This is a genomic window from Actinomycetota bacterium (assembly GCA_040754375.1).
Classification (GTDB): Bacteria; Actinomycetota; Acidimicrobiia; order Acidimicrobiales; family AC-14; genus JBFMCT01.
Map to the genome: position 1 here is coordinate 30351 of JBFMCT010000024.1, position 19210 is coordinate 49560.

A 19210-nucleotide genomic window follows, 5' to 3' on the forward strand; every position below is an offset into this window, starting at 1 on the left:
CCCCCCCCCCCCCCCCCCCCCCCCCCCCCCCCCCCCCCCCCCCCCCCCCCCCCCCCCCCCCCCCCCCCCCCCCCCCCCCCCCCCCCCCCCCGGAAGGGTGGCCCTACGCGGTGGCGACGAACTCGTCAACCGCCTCGTACTCGACGGTGCGGGCCGTGCCGCTGCCGGGCGGGTTGGTGGCCCGGACGGCGGGGCCGAGCAGCTCGGTGGCGAACCGGGCCCAGGCCGCCTGGGAGGTCCAGACGGCGGTGACGACGAACCCGTCCTCGCTGGTGCCCGCGTAGCGGGCCAGGAGCCCGTCGGGCTGGGTGGTGGGCAGCGCCTCCATGATGGCCTGGTAGCCGGCGGCGGCGTCCTCGCGGTTGATGTGGGTGCTCGTGATGTAGGTCATGTACGGATCATCCGGCAACTTCGAGCCGGGGACATCCGCCGAACTACTCGACTGCGGTACTCATCGGGGCCGGGCCCCGGGGGCCCGTCCACCACACCGCGATCTGGGCGCGGTTGGAGAGGTCCAGCTTGGTCAGGATGTGCTGGACGTGGTTCTGGGCGGTGCGCTCGGAGAGGAAGAGCCGCTCGGCGATGGCCCGGTTGGTGAGGCCCTGGGCCACCAGTTCGGCGACCTCGGCCTCACGGGCGGTGAGCGGCCCACCGCCGGGCCCCGCGGGTCGGGGACCGAGCCCGGCCAGCGCCGCCGACCAGGGGCCCATCCCGAGGGCTGTGGCCACCGGCAAGAGGGTTTCGGCCAGCACCCGGGCCTCACGGGCGTCGCCCGGCGCACCCCGGCGGACGAGCGCCTTCGCCAGCTCAGTGCCGGCGTGGACGGCAAAACCCGGGGCGCCGGCGCGCCCGCACGTCTGGTTGGCCTCCCTGAGAAGGGTGACAGCCAGGTCGAGGCGCCCGAGCATGGCCTGCCCAATGCCCATCCACAGCTCGACGGGCCCGGCGTAGGTCAGCCCGCCGCCCCCGGCGGCGATGTGCGTGCCCCGGTGCCGGGCCAGCTCGGCGACCAGAACCTCGACGTCGGCCGACCGGCCGAGGCCGACGGCGGCCCACAGGCGCAGGGCGTGAATCTGGAGCCACAGGAACCGGGGCGGCACCCAGGCGTCGACCGGGGCCAGCCGGTCGTACAGGGCCCGGGCCCGTCGCTCGTGACCAGACCCGAGCAGCGCCATCAGCGGTCCGAGCACGGGGAGGTCTCCGAGGAACGGCGGCGCCAACGCCAGGTCGATGCCGTCCCACTGCTCGACGAGCCCGTCGTGGAAGCCCGTGTGCATGGCCACCATCGTCTCGAAGGCGGCCAGCATGGCGGCACCGCCGCGGGGGTCCTCCAGCCTCCCGAACAGCTCACAGGTCTGGGTAGCCCAAGCCAGGGCGTCGTCGAAGCGCCCCGTGGCCTGGGCGATGAGGCCTTCGCAGCGCTGGAGGTGCCACCGGGCGATGGGGTTGGCCACATCCGCCGCCCGGTGGCGGAGCACGGTGAGCTCGGTGACGGCCTCGGGGAGCCGGCCCAGCTCCACCAGGGAGTCGATTCGCCAGATGGGCTCCCACTGCACGATGGCGGGCCGGCCCAGCTCTCGCCCGGCATCGCCCATGATCGCCGCCAGCGCCAACCGCTCCCCCGCAAACTCCGGCCCGGCCAGGGCGAGCTGGCGGGCGCGGGCGGCCGCCACCCGAGCCAGCGGGTCTCCGCTGCGGTCCGCCTCCTCCGACGCCGCCAGGCTGAGGCCGTCGGTCGAGGATGGATCGAGGTAGAAGGCACACGTCGCCAGCTGGCCGAGTAGCCGGGCCCGAGTGGAGTGGTCAGCCGGGGCGCAGCCGGCCAAGGCCTCCTCGGCGAGAGCCCGCAACCTCGACAGTGGCGGCCCGCCCCGGCCCTCGGGGACCAGTGCGGCGGCTGCGAGCAGGTCGGGCCTACCCAGGGGACGCACGGCATCGGCGGCCAGCACGCAACGCTCGATGGCCTCGTTGATGTCGTCGCAGTGCAGCTTGGCCTGGGCCGAACCCAGCAGGCGCCGGTGACGGACGAGCGGGTCCCCGCCCGGGCCCGCCAGCTCGGCCGCCTGGTCGTAGAGGCGAGCCGCGTCCTCCCACGCCAGGCGCCGGTCAGCCGCGACCGCGGCCCGCTCGCACCAGTCGGCAGCAACGTCCCGGTCGCCCAAGGCAGCGGCCGCCCCCCAGTGGCGGGCCAGTTCGGCCACGTTGTCGCCCGCCGTCCCCTCGTAGGTCTCGATGGCCAAGGCCACCCGACGGTGAGCGAGGGCCAAGTTGGCAGCCCCGAGCCCGGACTCGACGGCGTCGCGGACCAGGACGTGCACGAACCGGAACCAGCCTGGCTCCCCGGTCGCTTCGATCAACCCGGCCTGGTCGGCCTCGTCCAGCGCTTCGAGGCACGCCAGCGGGGACGAGCCCAAAGCCGTGGCCACCAGACCGGCCGGGAACTCCCGGCCGACGACAGCCGCCGTCTGCAGCGCGGTGACGCATTCGGGAGTCCGCTCCTCGAGACGGCTACGGACGCAGTCCACCACCGATGTCGGCGTCCGGTGGTGGTCACCCCCGACCTGCCAGTGCCGGGCCAGCTCGCGCAGGAACAGCGGGTTACCTCCCGTCACCGTTAGAGCCTGGGCCACTAGGCCCTCGGCCGTGCCCGGGCCGAGGAGCGCCCCCACGTCCTCTAGGCCGAGGCCCGCCAGGTCGACCCGGCGGCAACCGGGCAGCCCCATGAACGCGGTAGCCGCCGTGCGGAACGAAGGGGTGCGCTCGATCACCCGGGACCGGGCCGTGACCAGCAGGCAAAGGGGGCCACCGGTGATCGTCTCGGCCACGTGCACGAGCAGGTGGACCGACGGATCGTCGGCCCGGTGCACGTCCTCCAGGACCACCAGCAGGCCGCCCTGGTCGGCAGCCTTGCGGGCCAGGGTGCGGGCCACGGCGTCGAACCACGCGAACCGGTCGACGTCGACGTCCGGCCCCGCCATCGGGGCGAGCAGCTCCTCGGTGCCCAGCGCCCGCAAGACGTGCGCCCATGGGCGGAACGGGGGCGCACCATCGAGCTCGCTCGAGCGGCCCACGGCCACTGTCAACCCCCGGTCCGCAGCGGCGGCGACCACCGCCTCGACCAAGCTGGTCTTGCCTATCCCCGCGTCACCAGCCACCAGCACCAGGCGCGGCGACCCGGCCCGGGCCTCGTCCACCCACCCGAGCACGTCCTGGACCTCACGGTCGCGTCCCAACAGGGCTCCGGTCACATCAGGACGCTATCGAGCCCTCCCGCCATGGCGCGACAACTACGGCCCGGCCCCGGTGGGCCCTGCGGGCTGGAGCAGGAGCCGGACGATCTTGCGGCCGCTGGTCTCCTCGACGACGACCTCGTAGCCGGGGATGCTGACCAGGGTGCCCGCCTGGGGCACCGTGCCGTGATGAGCCAGCACCAATCCGGCGATGGTCGAGACGTGGGGGTGGTCGACGTGAACGCCATGGTCGTCGCGCAGCTCGGCCAGGGTGACCTCGCCGTTGACGCTGATCGTGCCGTCGGCGTTGTGGAACACCGGCGGGCTCCCGTTGGACACCTCACCGTCCATGACCTCGGCGATCACGTCGTCCATGGTTACGAGCCCGAGGGTCCCGCCGTACTCGTCGACGACGAGGCAGGCATGGGTGCGCTCGCGCCGGAAGCGCTCGAGTACCTGCTCGGCGGTGGCGGTGGCGGCAACGACGGGAAGGGGCCGGACGAGGTCCCCCAACGCCAACGAGGTCCGCCGTTGCTCGGCCCGGATGAAGTCCTTGATGTGAAGCATGCCGACCACGTGGTCGAGGTCCCCGTCGATCACCGGGTAGCGACTGCGGGGTGAGGAACCGATGAGGCTGGCGACGGCCGTTGACGATGACGCGAGGTCGATGGCTTCGATACCGCCGCGAGGGGTCATCAACTCCTCCGCGGTCCGCTCGTCGAGGTCGAAGACGTTACGGATGAGGTCGCGCTGCATGGCTCCCAGGGCCCCGCTCTCGGCCGCTTCGTCGGTGACGATGGCCAGCTCGTTGCTGGTGTACAGCGACGTACGGTGATCGGGCTCGGGGATGCGCAGCAGGCGCATGAGGGCCAGGGCCACGGAGTTGAGCACCTTCACCATGGGCCGGAAGACGACCGAGAAGGCCCGCATCACTGGGTTGACCCGGATGATGACCTGCTCGGGTGCCTGCAGGGCGAGAGCCTTGGGGATCATCTCCCCGAACACCACGTGCATGAACGTGATGCCGCTGAGGGCCACGATGAACCCGACTGTGTGGGCCGCCGTGCTCGACAGCCCCCAGTCCTCGAACGGCCCGTACAACCAGCGGGCGACCGCGGGCTCGCCGTACATGCCCAGCCCGATGCTGGCCAAGGTGATTCCCAACTGGGCCACGGCGATGTACCCGTCCCTGCCGTTCGGACGGTGGATGACCGAGACGAGCCAGCGGGCGGGCCGGCTCCCGCGCTCGGCAGAGCGTCGAGCCGGCTGGGCCGGGCGCCGACCAAGGCGAACTCGGCGGCCACGAACACCCCGTTGACCACGACCAGGAACAAGATGACGACGATCGGCAGGACCACGGTAGACATCACGGCCCGGCCGGCCCTTCGTTCGGCGTGGCCCCAGGCTCGGGGAAGCTGGCTCTCGTGACGGTGCGCCGGTCCATGGCGTCGACCCGCAGGTGGGGCCCGCCGTCCGTCATGGCCACCACGTCGCCCACGGCTGGCGTGCGGCCGAGACGGTGCCAGACGAGCCCGCCGACCGTGTCGACACCTTCGGCGTCGATACGCAGGCCGAACCGGCTGGCCACCTGGGACAGCAGGACGTCACCCCGCAGCGACACCCTCCCGCCGGCGCTGGTGATCGGCTCGTCCTCGATGTCGAACTCGTCGTTCACCTCGCCGAAGATCTCCTCTATGGCGTCCTCGAGCGTGACCATCCCCGCCAGGTCGCCGTACTCGTTGACGACCAGGGCGCAGTGCTGGGACTCGTCGCGCAGGGTCCGCCATAACTGCGGAACCCTCACGACCTCCCCCACGGCCACCACCGGTCGGGCCACCTCCGCCACGGCAGTGGCCGGGTTGGCGCCAGCGGCCAGGTACAGATCGCGGAGGTGAACGATGCCGGCCACATCGTCGTCCACCATGACGGGGAACCGGGTGTGCGGGCCACCCGACAGCCGGGTGAGGGCGTCGGCGACCGTCATAGCCCCGCTGATGGTCACGAGCCGGGTGCGGGGGGTCATGATCTCTCTGACCAGTCGAGAGTCGACGTTGAGGATCCCCGCCAGCATGTCTCGCTCCGACGCGTCGATCAGTCCGCCGGCCGCGCTGGCCCGGTAGAGCCCGGCCAGCTCCTCGGGTGAGTGAACGTGGGCGTGGCTGTGGTCCACCTGGAGGTTCCACAGCTTCATGAGCTTGAAGGCCGTGCCGTTGAACAGCGCGACCAGTGGCCGGAACACGACCTGGCTGATCTGCATCGGCACGATGGTCGCCATGGCCAGGCGCTCGGGGTAACGCAGGGCCGCCGTCTTGGGCAGCAGTTCGCCCAGTACCACCTGGGTGGCCGTGATCAACACGAGCACGATCAAGACCGCCGCCCCACGGCCCCCGATCGCTCCCAGGGCGGGTTCCAGCAACGGGGTCAGCTGGGCCTGGCCGTAGGCCCCGGCCACCAGGCTGCTCACGGTGATGCCGATCTGGCAAGCGGCGACGTAGGCGTCCAGGCGGGCCGGGCTGACCATGATCGCCAGCAGCTTCGCCGCAGATCGGCTGCCCCCCCGAGCCGCTTCCTGGACGCGGGACCGGCGCGACCCGACGGTCGCGAACTCGGCCGCCACGTAGAGCGCGTTGGCCACCACCATGGCCGCGATCACGAGGACCGGGACGGCGACGTTCAAGTGAGGGGGGCGAGATCGCCGACCGGCTGGCCGAGCGAACGGGTGAGCCCGCGCCTCAAGGGTTGGACCTTGCCATCATGGGACACGCATCCGCTCCAGTTCGTCGCGAGGTGGTCACGTCCAGCCCGGGTGGGGACGGGACTCGGTCTCAGAATACCCGGCGCCGCTGAGGTGCTAGCTCGTGGGGCCGGGGCCGGCCGGTCCGAACCAGGTCGCGAGGGCCTGGGGCAGCTCCGGGCTGTCGAGGTCCCCGGCCCAGGCGACGTAGCCGTCGGGCCTGATGAGCACGGCTCCAGGGGCGTCGACCTCGCCGAGGACAGGCAGCTCCCACCGACCGTCGTAGGTGGCCTCGACCAGCCGGGCCCGGTCCGCCCACGGGGAGGCGTCGAACCGGCCTGGGCCGCCGAGGTCGACCAGCACGGGCCGGGCGTCGTGCAACAGGGCGAACAGGCGCGTGGGGCCGTCCGCGGTTTGCAGGTCGAGGTCGGGCATGCGGCGCCCGAGCAACGGGTGCCCTTCGCCGAGGTCGTAGTGGATGTCCAGCCCGGACACCATGGCGGCGATGTGCCGGCGGGGCTCGTCCATGGCCAAGAGCTCGGCCATGGTCTTGTGGAGGGCCTGATGGCGGTCGTCGGGCCGCCCCAGGGCGACCTGGGCCATCGTGTTGTGGATGACCCGGGCACCGACGGGGTGCCGTTCGGCGTGGTAGGTGTCGAGCAGGCTCTCAGGGGAGGTCCCCCTGACGACCTGGGCCAGCTTCCATCCCAGGTTCACGGCGTCCTGCACGCCGGTGTTCAGGCCCTGGCCGCCCTGGGGTGGGTGCACGTGGGCCGCGTCCCCGGCCAGCAGCACCCGGCCCTGGCGGTAGTTCGCAGCCTGGCGCACCATGTCGGTGAACCGCGAGATCCAACTGGCGCGCCGGAGCCCGAAGTCCGTCCCGTACACCGACACCAGCGCCTGGCGGAGGTCGTCCATGGTGGGCTCGCTGGCGTGCTCGACCTCCCGCTCGGTGAGCACGACCCGGACGGGCTCGCCGGGGGCCCGCTGGCCTAGGGCGTGGGTCCCCACGCTGTCGCGGCGGAAGCCGGGCTCGGGCGCCTCCTCCATCTCGACCTCGGCGATCATCCAACTGGTCGAAGCGGCCAGGCCGGGGAACTCGATGCCGGCCGCCTTGCGGACCAGGCTGCGCCCTCCGTCGCACCCGACGAGGTACTGCGCCCGTAGCCACGAGCCGTCCGACAGCTCGACGTCGACACCTGTGACGTCTTGGGAGAAGCCCGCCACGGCGCACCCCCGGCGGACGGGGGCACCGATCTCCTCCAGCCAACCGGCCAGGATGCGCTCGAAGTCGCTCTGCCACAGGGCCAGCCCGTAGTTGTGGCGAGTGGGGAAGTCGCTGATGTCCAGCGGGATCAGGGCGAAGCCCTGCACCTGGGTGACCTGACCGGCCGAGAGGAACCTTTCGGCGATGCCCCGCTGGTCGAGCACCTCGATGGTGCGCGAGTGCAGGCCCCCCGAGCGCGACCCGTCGAGGTCCTGGCTGGTCCGGCGCTCGACGACGAGGGCACCCACGCCGGCCAGGGCCAGCTCACCGGCCAGCATCATCCCCGTCGGGCCACCGCCGGCGATCACCACCGCCGGGTCGGTCGCGGTCAGCGACCCCCCGAGGTCCTCTCCGGACGGCGGAACGCCCATTCGCGGCTCCTCTTTCTCGTGAGCGTGCTGGCCCTCAGCGGCGCAGCCGACGCGCCATGTTCAGCACGATCGGGGCCCTTGCGGCAAGCCCCCTCCCTCGCGGTAACCTGATGACGGCGGTAGCATCCGGTCGGTCCCGCAACCAGCGGTCACCGCCGACGAGGGCGCCCCGTACCGGCCAGGCAAAGACGGGCTCGAAGGAGCGCGCTGTGGCCTGGGTCATCCTCGTAGTAGCCGGTCTGCTCGAAACGGCGTGGGCGTCGTTGCTCCCGGCAACCAGCGGGCTCACCCGCCCGGCGCCCACGGCCGCCTTCGTCGCCCTTCTGGCGGCCAGCATGTTCGGGCTGGCCAAGGCGACCCAGACCATCCCCGTGGGGACGGGCTATGCCGTCTGGGTCGGCATCGGCGCCGTGGGCACCGCAACGGTCGGGATGTTGCGTGGCGACGCCGTGACCCCGGCCCGCATCGCCTGCCTGGCCCTGATCGTGGCCGGCGTCGTCGGCTTCAACCTGACGACCCGCCCGGACGGCGCGGTCCCTATCCCCTGAGACTGTCGGCCCCGAGAACCGGGCCGGGCGTCAGTCAGTCCAGCACCAGACCCGCACTGCGTGACGGTGGCCAGCCGAGCACCCGCCCGTCACCAGCGTCGGTCATGGCCCCGGGAGCACGACACGAACCTGGACCTGGACCTGGACATCGCCCGACCTCCTTGTCGTCGTCATATCTTATGACAGTCATAGTTTATGACAGACGCTCGGCTTGGTGTCAACCCTCTTCCAGCATGGCCTCAGTGGGCTCGCCCTTCAGGGGTGGTCGTCGCGCGGCGAGCACCGCTTCGATCCGGCCCAGACGTGCGTCGAGATCAGCCATCGTCACGCGCCCCTCGAGGGTGACGGCGTCCTCGGGGAAGAACAGGGCCCTCCGGCGAGGGTCGAGACCCGGTCAGTCTCCCGTTTTGGGCGCGTCGGCGGCCGACGGCCGGTCACCGCCGTCGTGATCGTGCTCGGCCGCCTCGGCGTCGGCCTTGGTGGCGTGGACCGTGCCCTCGGGGTGCTCGGGGGGCGAGTACAGCGAGTAGAGCTTCAGGTCACCCGTACCGGTGTTGACCACGTTGTGCCACACGCCGGCAGGGATGATCACCGCCCAGTCGTCAGTGACGTCGTGCGTCTCGGCCACCGAGCCCCTGGTCCCCCCCAGCTCCACTCGGGCGCTCCCCTGCTCGATCCGCAGGAACTGATCGAGGTGCGGGTGGGCCTCGAGGCCGATGTCCTCCCCCGGCCCGAGGCGCATGACCGTGAGCTGCGTGTGGCCGCCGGTGAACAGCACGGTCCTGAAGTTCGCATTGTCCTTGGTCACCTTCTCGATGTTCGCCACCCAACCCAGCAACCCGTCCTCCTTTCGGGGCCCGACACACCATCCTTGCCGCGAACGCCACGGCGTCCGTCACCCGTCAGCAGAACGATGTCCCTGCAGACGCAAGACGAGGCGAGCGGGCACGGCCGTCCGGGACCGGTCGCCTGGCTCGCGTGATCGCGCTCGCCCTATCAGAGGTTGGACTGATCTGGAGGCGTGGCGCCGGGTTCTGGCAGCTTTGCCGCGGGGAGCTTGCTGGTCTGCTCCGGGCAGGTCACGCCGAGCGTGTAGCTGGTCATGGAGATCGACCCGTAGGCAGGGCCGTCGACGAGGACGTCGGGGGTGTCGTCGGAACTGGCCGCGAGCGCGGCGATGTACAGCAGCGGGATGAAGTGGTCCGGGGTGGGCACCGCGAGGTCGAAGTCGCTGTGCTCGGCCAGCTTGAGGATGTCGCTGGGGTCGTCGCGCATCAGGCGGGCGGCGGCTTCGTCGAACCGGAAGTTCCAGTCGGCGCCGCCCGTTGGCTGGCTCCAGTCGACGCGGCGCAGGTTGTGTACGACGTTGCCGCTGCCGACGATGAGCACGCCCTGGTTGCGGAGGGGCGCGAGGCGCGCACCGAGGTCGAGGTGGTAGTCGAGTGGTTGGAGCGCGTTGAGGGACAGCTGGACGACCGGGACGTCCGCGTTGGGGAACATGTGGGCCAGGACTGACCAGGTGCCGTGGTCGAGGCCCCAGCTGTCGCGGTCGAGGCCGACCCATCGGGGCTTGACCGTCTCGACCACCAGCTCCGCGACCTCCGGGTGGCCGGGTGCTGGGTAGTCGAAGGCGAACAGCTCGTCGGGGAACCCGTAGAAGTCGTGGATCACTCGCGGGCGCGGCATGGCGGTGACCGCCGTGGCGTTCGTGTACCAGTGCGCCGAGATGACGAGGACCGCACGGGGCGTGGGCACGCATGCGCCGAAGCTCCGCCACGCCTCGGTGTAGCGGTTGTGCTCGAGGGCGTTCATCGGGCTGCCGTGGCCGAAGAACCCTGCTGGCATGGCCGTGTTGTCGGTCGTCACCGGGGTCGCCACGGTGGGGGGGCGACGTCGATGCGGGGTAACCGCGAGTCGACGCGGCCGAAGCGTTCCGCTCCCACCGTCCAGTCGTTGTGAGCGGCGATGATCTCGTCGCGAGAGCGGGCGACGAAGTTCCACCACATGAGCACGGGCTCGTCGAGCGGGAGCCCGCCGACGAGCAGTGCTCGCGTGGGCTCGGTTGCGGTCAGGGGCACCTCGTCTCGGCCGGTACCGAGATAGGCAAGGTGGCCGGGTTCGACGACGGCTCCGTCGACCAGGGCGGCACCGGCGAACACGACAACCGCGTGTTCGTAGTCGGAGCGCAGCGGCATGGTTGTGCGGCCCGGCCGGATGTCGAGGTCGACGCCGGCGTGGTCGGTGTCTCGCCGGGCGGGCGAGGCGACACCAGCGAACTCGCCGACGAGGACGGTTGCCACGGCGCCCTCGACGTCGGCCTGTGGCAGCTCAGGGTGGTGCTCGAATGCCGGGGCGGTGTCTCGCGTAGTCGAGGGTTGCGCGACCCAGAGCTGCACCCCGTGCAGGTCTCCCTGGTAGCGGCCTGTCCCCTCCTCGGAGTGCGAGACGCCATGGCCGGCGGTCATGAGGTTGAGCTGACCGGGAACGATCACCTGCTCGTTGCCGAGGGAGTCGCGATGCAGCGCCTCGCCGGCGAGCAGCCACGTGACGGTCTGCAGCCCGATGTGGGGATGCGGTGCGACGCCGAGGCCCCGTTCGTCGACGGTCGCGGGGCCCATGTGGTCGACGAAGCACCACGGGCCAACGGTGCGGCGATTCCGGCGGGGCAGAGCGCGCCGCACGGTGAACGCGCCGACCTGGCTGGCACGGCTCTCGGTGACCTCGACGACGGCTGTCTCGACTTGGGCCGGCGGTACCTCCGGTGCCGTGTCGGCGGCGACGACGGGACCGCTCATGTGGTTCGCTCCGTCGTTGGAAGAACAAGGCAGATGGCGGCTCGATAGCCGTCGCCGTCGGCGGCGAGGTCAACGACGGCGGGGTCGCCGCCGGTGGGAAGGATCTCATCGGTGTTGTTGGTGGTGTCACGACCCGAGCGTTGGGCATAGGGCTCGAGGGAGAGCACGTAGTTGCTGGTTTCGTCGGGGAAGTAGAGCTGGCTGGTCAGCGTGGTGTTGTCGAGGTGGACCATGACGTGGATGTGCACTGTGCGGCCGGGATACCAGCCCGGGTAGATGGTGCGGAACTCGACCATGCCCGCCTCGTCGGCGGCCTGGCTGCCGCGCAGGAACGTCTGGTCGGGCAGGTACTCACCGCGAGGTGCCTCCGCCGAGGTGACGACGGCCGCGTCGTTCGGGGGCGGGAACCCGGAGTAGCGGCCCAGGGCGTCGCACTGCCAGATCTCCACGGTTGCGTCACCCACGGGCGTGCCGCTGTCGCCGGCGAGGCGGACGCCCAGCTGCAACGGCACGCCCTCGCGGTCCTCGGTGATGTCTCGACGCAGCGGCTGCGCGTCACGGTGGTACGGGCCCTCGTCCTGCTCAGCCCACACTCGGCAAGAGGGGCAGGCCGACAACATCACGGCCATCGAACCGCTGACCGGCTCCGAGGGGGTCATCGCTGCGCGAACTCACGGAAAGCTTCGAACGCGCTGGGCACGTGCGCCGTCCCCGGTCCACCGTTCATGAGGATCGCGACCCGCCGAGCCTCAGCCCATCTTCAGGTCGACGAGGCCCACGCTCAACTCGGCGTCGAGCGCCTCGGCGATCTTGTCCAACGTCGGAAGGCTCGGCGAGATGGTGCCACCCTCGAGGCGAGCGATCGCCGACTGCGTCGTACCCACCCGCTCCGCCAGTTCCCGCTGACTCAACCCGCGAGCCTCGCGCAGGGCGCGGATATCCATCGCCAACCGGATCGCTCGACCCGCCTTCTCATACCCACGGCGACGCTCCGGGCTCTGCGCCCGGGCCGCCTTGACCTCATCCCAACTCGGTCGTCCTGTCATCAGTCCTCCTCCACGGTATGGCCTTCGGCGATGCATCGCTGCATCGCCTTCTCCGCCCGGTCGGACTCGCGTCGCTCCTGGCTCTGCGTCTTGACGAACACGGTCAACAGCACGATCCGCCTGCCCGATGCGAGGAAGTACGTGATCCGCACCCGCCTGCGGTCCAGGCTGAACCGCAATTTCCGGAGCTTGCCTCGCAGCTGGCGGGTGAACGGTTCACCAATGTGCACTCCTTCTTCGGCGAGCAGATCGATGTACCGCTCCGCTTGACCGAACGCTTCGTCTTCGAGGCGGGCAAGCCACTCGACCACCTCGTCCTCGACTCGATCGTACCCCAACCCATAGCACCAATGCTATCCCCTGCCACTGGTCAGGCGAACCCCGCCACGTCGCCACCGTCATCGACGTGTGGTCGCGGCGGCTCGTGGGTTGGTCGGTGGCCGACCACCTGCGGGCGAAGCTGTGCACCGACGCCCTCCGCCACGCGACCACGACCCGGGGCCGGCTCCGCTTCGAGGACCTGCGGTTCCACTCCGACCGGGGCTGCCAGTACACCACCGCGTGAGACGGTTGAAGCGTGCGAGGACGGCAACGCCGTCGACGCAAGGAAGCGCATCCCAACGCCCAAGCGGCGATCGATCGGCTGTCTTCGCTGGTGAACGAACATACGCGAACGTGGCGGGAGCCGTGGCCATGACGATCCAGGAGATCTGCCAGACGAGCCCGGCTCGCTGACAAGGGGAGTCACCAGTTGAACAAGACGTCGATCGCGCGTCGCGTCCGCACCTGATCCGGGAATGTCGCCGGAGAGGTGGACGATCCAGACGGAGCACCCGTCAACCGAGACCGCTGTGCTGCAGCTGACCCGAGCCTCCGAGCGCAGGCCCGCGCTGCTCGACGCCAGCGCTCGACGTCTCGACCTCGGCCGTCGAGACCTTGTAGATCCCCGGCCCAGCGAAGGCGTCTCGAATCGCCGCCAGGAGCTCGTCGGCGAGTCGATCAACCCTCACGCGCTCGATGTCGACGACCTTGGCCACGACACCTCCGCATTTTTCGTTTGCAGTCCGTTTGCACGGTCTGCCGGGTGCAGGAAGGCCCCGCACTCGGCGGGGCCCTGACCTGCTCTTTCTTGGTGGCGGGGGTCCGATGGTCGCGTTAGCTCCAACCCACTCGGGAATGATCGAGGTAGACGACGTCTTGATCCTCGACGAGTCCAGAACTGGGCGGCGGCGCTCAGCAGGGCGGACCTGAATCCCTTCGGAGCCGTCAGGCCGCAAGACAACCCGCGACGCGGCCGGCAGACTGTTCGATCAAGGTACGAACGGCCCGGTCGGCAACAAGGGCACCGCACGGAGCTGAAGGAAGCGGGAACGGAAGGCGTCGACCACCGGGCCGGCGGACGTGCACCTGACCAGCACCAAGCACGGACCACCTAGCCCGGGGCCGGCGGCGAACCAGCTGATCGCCCGCATCGCAGCGCGATCAGTAGCGCTCGGTCCATCGTCTCCAGTGTGTGAGTGCCAGTCCCCTGCGTATCCAACGCGTGCATCGATGGACTCCCGGGCACGCTGGACCGCAGGATGCGTTGCGCCCTTCGGGACGATGTAGTGACCCGGCGAGCTCTGACCGAGCTCGGCGACACCGACGATCCAGATGCTCCCGCGCGTCTTGACCCCGACGAGGACCCCGCCCGTCTCAAACGGGAGGGCGGTCTCCGCCATCCGCGTCAGGTCGGCAAGAAGCCGCTCCTCGATGAGCACGGGCCGCATCGGGTCTACTGGATCCGGCCGACTTGGTCGAACGGCGGCTCCCCCTCGAGCGCGGCGTACACATCTGTGATGTCGTCAGGCAACATGCGCCGTCCAGATAGCGCGTCAACAGCGGACTGGGCGAGCAAGGCAGCACACGCCAACACGGCAGCCGGGGGGGCATTGTTCACGGGGGCGGAGCACCCAATCGCCGGTTCGATCAGCTCCTCCTCAGAGCCCGGGGGAATCATCCGATAGCCCTGATTCCCCGCGCGATAGGCAAGTGCCACGTCGCCAGCCATGCCTTGCCGTTGGACTCGACCGATGGCACCACCTCGGAACAGTCCACCTGAGACCAGGGGCTTGCCTACGAGTGCAGCCACCGCAGCGATCGAGCCCGTGGCGGCCTCGCTGCCCGTCGCATCGACAACGAGGTCGACGTCGCTGATGAGTTCTCGAATACGGGAGGGCCTCCGGGGCTGTTCAAGAACTGTGTCGACATCGGCCCAGGGCGCATGCTCGCCGACACGGACCTTGACAGCGTGGGCCTTCGGGATTCCCACGGCGTTGTGGCCGACCACGTGGCGCACGACATTGCCGGGGAGAATCTGGTCAGAGTCGACAAGCCTAAGGCGGCCTACGCCGCTGGAAGCGAGGCAGACCGCGGCATGACCGCCGAGTGCCCCGACTCCGAATATGGCCACCGACTTTTCCCGCAGGGTTGCCGCGTCATGCCCTGCTCTTAGCATCAGCGACCTCTCGTCGTTCGGCCCATCCTGCAACACCGTCGCCTCCACCGAGGTACCGCTGCCGGACAAAGCGAGCACGAGCGAGTGCTGAACCTGGTCCCGGTCCCAGCGGAGCATCACGAGGTCGACGGAGCCACTGCACTCGAGGACGTCCGTCTCCCGGCGCTTCGCCATGGCGCGATCGAGGCCGCGGCGCTGTGCTCGATTGAGGCTGGCGCTTGTCTCGACAAGGTTCCGCGGCGGTACTCCAACAGTTCCGAGGTGGAACCACAGCCCCTTAAGAGCATTGCCTGGACCCGTACTGGGAGAAAGCTCGACATGGAAGGGATGCCGGATGGTTCCGTAGAACGGTCCCCGCGATCCAGCGTGGTCTGTGTGCCACTTGGAAAGGTCGTAGGTGGCGACAGCTGGATGCTTCTTTGTGAAATTCAGGTACGCGTCCCGAGCGAGGCCACGCTCGTCCCACCCGGTCCTGGCCTTCTCACACCACTGCTCCATCCGGTTGAAGAAGCCAGGCAGGGTCAGCCACGCCCCGGACGCGTCGCTCTCCTGCCACAGGCAGACGTACCCGTGCTCAGTCAGGTGGTTCGTGTGCAGCCCGTCCACGAACACCACCGGAGACACGAACGGCCAACCGTCACGTAGGACGATCCTCATGTGGGTTGCGCTGGTGAGGCCCTCGAAGGCCGGGTGGATCGGACCCTTCCATACAGTCGCCTCCGACCCCGGCTCAGGTTCGAAGCCAGCGGCTACAAGGCTCGAGGTGAACGCCTCCAGCGACGGCTGTTCGAGGGTCTCGATCCCGCTCACGCGAACTTGCGAGCCTCGTTCGTACCGAGTCCGGCGATCGAGGCGATGGCGCTGATCGGGAATCCTCCGGCGTCGCAACCTGGCGGCAGTGGAAAGACCTGGCCTCGCTCGTTCTCGCCCAGGATCTCCCGCCACTTGGTCGCGGCGGCGCACTTCTCAACAGCGACTGCCTCCTCCGCGAGCGTCGCCAGCCTGGCGAATTCGTCCCGCGCATTCGCCCACACGTCGTCGGCAAGGGCCGGCGCCACCGGTGTGCCCATGGCAGGGTCGAGCAGCGGGATGTAGGGCGCTGTCCCGAACCGGTTCGCGACCGCGCGGAGTGTGGCAGCGAACAGCGGATCCCACTCGTCGCCGGTGATCGCACCCGAGAACCAAACGTCGTAGACCGCGAACTCAACAAAAAGGCCGCCCGGGCGCTTGTCGCCGATATGCACGTGCCGAGCCTGACGCATCAGTTTGACAATCGGCTTGTACGCGTTCTGTCCAGCGACGGATGGCGAGTACAGAGAGGTGCTCAGGTTCGACGAGAGCTCGCCGAAGCGCTCTGGGTCAGTAGTGACCCAGCGTCCGGTGCTCTCTGCCCATCGCTTCCGGTCCTTGGTCGGAATCCCCCAGCGATCCCCGTCACGGACCGCGGGGACCGCATCGATGGCGAAGGCCTGGTTGTCATCGTTCTCGTCATCCGGATCTCTGAACTCGACCTTGATGCTGCGGTCCTGCGGCGTCGCCCTGCCGCCGTCGGCCGCGATTCCATACTCGTCAACGAGCACGGCTTGCACCGCCTCGTAGACGGTTCGGGGCATGGCGGAGGTGTCGAGTGAGTCGAACCTCGCGAACACGTCGACGTCCTTGCCCGGGTAACGGGCGGTGTGGCGGCTGTACGAGCCGATGAGGCGCGCATTGATCCCCCAGGCGCGGAGCTGCTGGTCCGATGCCAACAGGTCACGGATCTCAGTGTGCGCGGCGATCGCGCGCTCACGTTTCCTACCGTTCACCTCGATGTTGGTGAGCGCATCGGCGAACTGGCTGCGCAACGTCGCCATCACAGCTCCTCGCTGTCGGGGGGGGAGGGGGCGGACACTCGGTCAACCGGGCTGCCCCCTGCACCCGAGCGCAGCACGACCGACGGGACATACCGCGGCGAGGCCGCATCGCCCTCGACGGCGTCCTCCCACTCGTAAAGGTGCACGGTGAGGGTGTTCAAGCAGCGTCCGATCAAGAGCGCCACCGGGTAGGGGCACCGGAGCAGCAGATGCACCTCGGTAGTACCGTGCGAGCCAGCGATCTCCCGCACGGCGGCAATGACGTCGCCGACCATGCGGCCGGCTTCGCCCGGTTCGAGCAAGCCGGCCGCGACCGGGCGCATATGAACGACGCTGGCGAAGTCGTTCTTCGCGACCAGATCGTCGTAGGCCGCATCACTGCGTTGCGGCAGCAAGTCCACGTATACGAGGACTGGCCCGCGGTCATGGTTGTGGGAAGGAGGCGATACGGGGACCAAGACTCGCTCGGGCCCAGCGCTCGGCGCCTGGCCCGCCAGCAGCCACGGCTTCCCGGAGGTGTCGACGACCTCCACTGAGCCCATCAGAGTCGTGGGCACAGCCGCGCCGAACGCGCAGGCGACCGACAGATGCGCGCCGCCCCGGACCCTCATCTGCGAGGCGCCGCTGATAGCGACCAGCTGCGGCAGTTGGCCGAGGAATGCTTGAAGGTCCGCGAGCCCACGAGCATCCGGTCGACGGTGTCCGTCCATCGGAGGGCGGAGTCTGACAACGAGGTGGGCATCATGCTGAGCCGCAAACGGCGGGACTCGCGTCTGGAGGTCGAGCACCAACTCACCCCCATCGGCGATCGCAGGGCGCAGGTGCTCGAGCCGCCTGCGGGCCAGCCGACGGGCCACATCGGCGCGCTGCACACCGGACACTCCCGGCGACTGTTCGATCGCCGACAATGTGCCCGCGGCCACGCCGAGGAGTCGGTCGGGCGCCCCGTAGTCCAGCATGCCGGGCTGATCAGGCCGAGAGATCGTGGACACGATCGAGAGCGTGAAGGCCGGGTCCTTGGCGAGGTCCAGCAACGCCGGCAACTCCACCTCCCGGACGACCTTGGAGTCGGCGATCTGTGGAGTTACGACCAGGATGGCTCCCGAGAGCCCTGACGCGAGCGCCTCCTGAAGGCGCTTGGCCGTATCGCCTGGCGGCAGGTCGGTCTGATCGTGCCAGACGGGCACACCGGCGGCCCTGAGCGCCCAAGCGAGCGCGACGGCAAGAGGCGTCCCATCGCTCTGCCGATACGAGATGAACACGGGGCCGAGCGGATCTACGCCGGCTGGGGTTGGTCGTTCCTCCCGTCCCATGGGGCCTCCCACTGCGTGGGTCCGTATCCCACTCTCGTAAGTACACAAGTGTTATTCTATTCGGTTGCGCTCGGGCACTCGTCTCGGCGGCAGTTGGATCGGCCTGTTGGCAAGCCAGTGCAGGAGACGCGCTGCCACTGCGGAGCACGCCAGATCAGTTTCCCTGGGAGGTGTGACACTCTCCTAGCGTATCATCACTTACTGCGAATATTTCGACTCTTGCGAATCTGTCTCCCGTAAGCCATACTGAGTGCCTGATAGCTGCCCGGCAGAGAGGAGGACAACGATGTCCAGGGTTACGGCCGCGCTCAGGGAGCTCGAGCTGCCCGACAAGAGGGCGGCCGACCAGGCCGCTCAGGCGGTCGCGGAGCTCAACGCCTTCCTGCGCGCCCACCCCACCCCGACGGGACGTGTGCGTCTGTGCACCGAGGAGGACGGGCCGGAGACCCAGGTCATCATCCCGGCAGTGGCGTTCCGGTTCTTCGTCGACGTCCTCGCTGAGTTGGCGAACGGCAACGCCGTCACCGTCGCCCCCGTGCACGCCGAGCTCACCACCCAGCAGGCCGCCGACCTCCTAAACGTGTCACGGCCGTATCTCATCCGGTTGCTCGACGAGGAACGCATGCCCTACCGCCGGGTCGGCAACCGCCGCAAGGTGCAACTCGTCGATGTGCTCGACTACAAGCGACACGACGACACCCGCCGCCAGGAAGTGCTCGATGAGCTCTCCCGCGAGGCGGAAGACCTCGGTTTGTACTACTGACAGACTGGCGGGCGGTGGCCTTCACCGCCCTCTACGACGCCAACGTCCTGCACCCGGCGGGTCTTCGAGACCTCCTCGTGCGTCTTGCACAGACCGGTCTGTTCCGTGGCCGGTGGACCGAGCAGATCCTCGACGAGATGGTCGCCAGCATTCTGCGACGTCGTCCCGATCTCGACGCCTCCCGCCTGTCCCGCACACGTGAACTGATGTGCGACGCCGTGGCGGATTGCCTGGTCACCGGCTATGAACCGCTGATCAGCGGCCTCGTTCTCCCCGACCCCGACGACCGACACGTTCTCGCCGCCGGAATCCGCTGCAACGCCCAGGTGATCGTGACTTCCAATCTCCCAGACTTTCCCGACGATGCCCTCGGACCCTTCAACATCGAGGCACAGAGCCCGGACGAGTTCATTCTCGACCTCTTCGATCTCGCTCCGGGACGTGTCGCGGCTGCCGTCCAGCAGCAGTCAGCCGCTCTCCGGAGTCCAACCCGGACCGTCGATGACGTACTGGACGAGCTGAGCAAGAACGGCCTGCCTCGTGCGGCCGCTGCTCTGCGGGATTCCTTCGAGGGATAGCCGTCAACGCCGAACACGCTGCCTGGCACCCAAGTTAGGGCCAAGAGGGAGAAGGCCGCGGGCGGGAGTGACGAAAGGGCAGGAAAAGGCTGTCAAGGGCCACGAGATTCTGAACGGAGACGGACTCGGGAACCGCGCGCTGGCGGCCATCAGAACTGCGCGGTGATGGCCACCAGAACTGCGCGCGTTCAAGCCAGCGGCTCCACCCCCTTTCC

19 protein-coding genes and 1 pseudogene are annotated in these 19210 nt (G+C 69.4%); 4 read left to right on the forward strand and 16 right to left on the reverse strand.

Translation table 11 applies throughout. The features are described 5' to 3' along the window. Positions 1 to 103 precede the first annotated feature (103 nt). From AB1673_11150 to AB1673_11170, 5 genes are all read right to left on the reverse strand, one after another. The gene (locus AB1673_11150) at positions 104 to 391 is read right to left on the reverse strand and encodes a hypothetical protein (GenBank protein ID MEW6154527.1); all 288 of its coding nucleotides are present in this window, start codon (positions 389 to 391) and stop codon (positions 104 to 106) included. Between the two features lie 43 nt (positions 392 to 434). After that, complete coding sequence (locus tag AB1673_11155; protein MEW6154528.1) at positions 435 to 3248, reverse strand: AAA family ATPase; 2814 nt, start codon at positions 3246 to 3248, stop codon at positions 435 to 437. A gap of 39 nt (positions 3249 to 3287) precedes the next feature. After that, a complete protein-coding gene (locus AB1673_11160; protein MEW6154529.1) occupies positions 3288 to 4634 on the reverse strand; it encodes a hemolysin family protein in 1347 nt (448 codons plus the stop codon). Continuing rightward, positions 4597 to 5907: a hemolysin family protein gene (locus AB1673_11165; protein MEW6154530.1), complete on the reverse strand. Its 1311-nt coding sequence runs from the start codon at positions 5905 to 5907 to the stop codon at positions 4597 to 4599. Before AB1673_11165 ends, AB1673_11160 begins: the two co-directional genes overlap by 38 nt. 174 nt (positions 5908 to 6081) lie before the next feature. Next, complete coding sequence (locus tag AB1673_11170; protein MEW6154531.1) at positions 6082 to 7602, reverse strand: FAD-dependent monooxygenase; 1521 nt, start codon at positions 7600 to 7602, stop codon at positions 6082 to 6084. 209 nt (positions 7603 to 7811) lie between these two features. Between AB1673_11170 and AB1673_11175 the strand changes: the two genes are divergently transcribed. After that, positions 7812 to 8150 carry a multidrug efflux SMR transporter gene (locus tag AB1673_11175; protein MEW6154532.1) on the forward strand — a complete coding sequence of 113 codons (339 nt, stop codon included), beginning with the start codon at positions 7812 to 7814 and terminating at the stop codon, positions 8148 to 8150. 394 nt (positions 8151 to 8544) lie between these two features. Here the strand turns inward: AB1673_11175 and AB1673_11180 are convergent, their stop codons facing one another. The 6 genes from AB1673_11180 to AB1673_11205 all read right to left on the reverse strand — a co-directional run bounded on the left by AB1673_11180 (position 8545) and on the right by AB1673_11205 (position 12302). Next, on the reverse strand, positions 8545 to 8988 hold the full coding sequence (locus AB1673_11180) for a cupin domain-containing protein (GenBank protein MEW6154533.1): 444 nt from the start codon (positions 8986 to 8988) through the stop codon (positions 8545 to 8547). A gap of 158 nt (positions 8989 to 9146) precedes the next feature. Then, positions 9147 to 9995, reverse strand: a complete 849-nt coding sequence (gene ygiD, locus AB1673_11185; GenBank protein ID MEW6154534.1) for a 4,5-DOPA dioxygenase extradiol — start codon at positions 9993 to 9995, stop codon at positions 9147 to 9149. Positions 9996 to 10012: 17 nt separating this feature from the next. After that, positions 10013 to 10945, reverse strand: a complete 933-nt coding sequence (locus AB1673_11190) for a pirin family protein (protein ID MEW6154535.1) — start codon at positions 10943 to 10945, stop codon at positions 10013 to 10015. Next, on the reverse strand, positions 10942 to 11604 hold the full coding sequence (locus AB1673_11195; protein ID MEW6154536.1) for an intradiol ring-cleavage dioxygenase: 663 nt from the start codon (positions 11602 to 11604) through the stop codon (positions 10942 to 10944). The genes AB1673_11190 and AB1673_11195 overlap by 4 nt, the downstream gene beginning before the upstream one ends. 90 nt (positions 11605 to 11694) lie before the next feature. Next, positions 11695 to 11991, reverse strand: a complete 297-nt coding sequence (locus AB1673_11200; GenBank protein ID MEW6154537.1) for a helix-turn-helix transcriptional regulator — start codon at positions 11989 to 11991, stop codon at positions 11695 to 11697. Then, positions 11991 to 12302, reverse strand: a complete 312-nt coding sequence (locus AB1673_11205) for a type II toxin-antitoxin system RelE/ParE family toxin (GenBank protein ID MEW6154538.1) — start codon at positions 12300 to 12302, stop codon at positions 11991 to 11993. Before AB1673_11205 ends, AB1673_11200 begins: the two co-directional genes overlap by 1 nt. A 74-nt stretch (positions 12303 to 12376) precedes the next feature. Between AB1673_11205 and AB1673_11210 the strand changes: the two are divergent. Further along, positions 12377 to 12553: pseudogene (locus AB1673_11210) on the forward strand (DDE-type integrase/transposase/recombinase). A gap of 274 nt (positions 12554 to 12827) precedes the next feature. On the opposite strand, the gene AB1673_11215 reads toward AB1673_11210, so the two are convergent. The 5 genes from AB1673_11215 to AB1673_11235 all read right to left on the reverse strand — a co-directional run bounded on the left by AB1673_11215 (position 12828) and on the right by AB1673_11235 (position 17603). Then, entirely contained in the window at positions 12828 to 13028 is a 201-nt protein-coding gene (locus AB1673_11215) for a hypothetical protein (GenBank protein MEW6154539.1), read from the reverse strand. Between the two features lie 273 nt (positions 13029 to 13301). After that, complete coding sequence (locus AB1673_11220; protein MEW6154540.1) at positions 13302 to 13760, reverse strand: Mov34/MPN/PAD-1 family protein; 459 nt, start codon at positions 13758 to 13760, stop codon at positions 13302 to 13304. Between the two features lie 5 nt (positions 13761 to 13765). Continuing rightward, positions 13766 to 15298: a ThiF family adenylyltransferase gene (locus AB1673_11225; GenBank protein ID MEW6154541.1), complete on the reverse strand. Its 1533-nt coding sequence runs from the start codon at positions 15296 to 15298 to the stop codon at positions 13766 to 13768. After that, positions 15295 to 16341: a nucleotidyltransferase gene (locus AB1673_11230; protein MEW6154542.1), complete on the reverse strand. Its 1047-nt coding sequence runs from the start codon at positions 16339 to 16341 to the stop codon at positions 15295 to 15297. The genes AB1673_11225 and AB1673_11230 overlap by 4 nt, the downstream gene beginning before the upstream one ends. Continuing rightward, complete coding sequence (locus AB1673_11235; GenBank protein MEW6154543.1) at positions 16341 to 17603, reverse strand: SAVED domain-containing protein; 1263 nt, start codon at positions 17601 to 17603, stop codon at positions 16341 to 16343. Before AB1673_11235 ends, AB1673_11230 begins: the two co-directional genes overlap by 1 nt. Before the next feature lie 337 nt (positions 17604 to 17940). On the opposite strand from AB1673_11235, the gene AB1673_11240 reads away from it, so the two are divergent. Both AB1673_11240 and AB1673_11245 read left to right on the forward strand, forming a co-directional pair. Then, the gene (locus AB1673_11240; GenBank protein ID MEW6154544.1) at positions 17941 to 18417 is read left to right on the forward strand and encodes an excisionase family DNA-binding protein; all 477 of its coding nucleotides are present in this window, start codon (positions 17941 to 17943) and stop codon (positions 18415 to 18417) included. A gap of 14 nt (positions 18418 to 18431) precedes the next feature. Then, positions 18432 to 18995, forward strand: coding sequence for a PIN domain-containing protein (locus AB1673_11245; protein ID MEW6154545.1), 564 nt, complete (start codon positions 18432 to 18434; stop codon positions 18993 to 18995). Positions 18996 to 19210: the final 215 nt, after the last annotated feature.

Bases quoted from the DNA above. Each gene is read 5' to 3' on its own strand.
- AB1673_11150 (MEW6154527.1), bottom strand. From the start codon at position 391: ATGACCTACATCACGAGCACCCACATCAACCGCGAGGACGCCGCCGCC.
- AB1673_11170 (MEW6154531.1), bottom strand. From the start codon at position 7,602: ATGGGCGTTCCGCCGTCCGGAGAGGACCTCGGGGGGTCGCTGACCGCG.
- ygiD (MEW6154534.1), bottom strand. From the start codon at position 9,995: ATGCCAGCAGGGTTCTTCGGCCACGGCAGCCCGATGAACGCCCTCGAG.
- AB1673_11190 (MEW6154535.1), bottom strand. From the start codon at position 10,945: ATGAGCGGTCCCGTCGTCGCCGCCGACACGGCACCGGAGGTACCGCCG.
- AB1673_11195 (MEW6154536.1), bottom strand. From the start codon at position 11,604: ATGACCCCCTCGGAGCCGGTCAGCGGTTCGATGGCCGTGATGTTGTCG.
- AB1673_11200 (MEW6154537.1), bottom strand. From the start codon at position 11,991: ATGACAGGACGACCGAGTTGGGATGAGGTCAAGGCGGCCCGGGCGCAG.
- AB1673_11220 (MEW6154540.1), bottom strand. From the start codon at position 13,760: ATGCGGCCCGTGCTCATCGAGGAGCGGCTTCTTGCCGACCTGACGCGG.
- AB1673_11230 (MEW6154542.1), bottom strand. From the start codon at position 16,341: ATGGCGACGTTGCGCAGCCAGTTCGCCGATGCGCTCACCAACATCGAG.
- AB1673_11240 (MEW6154544.1), top strand. From the start codon at position 17,941: ATGTCCAGGGTTACGGCCGCGCTCAGGGAGCTCGAGCTGCCCGACAAG.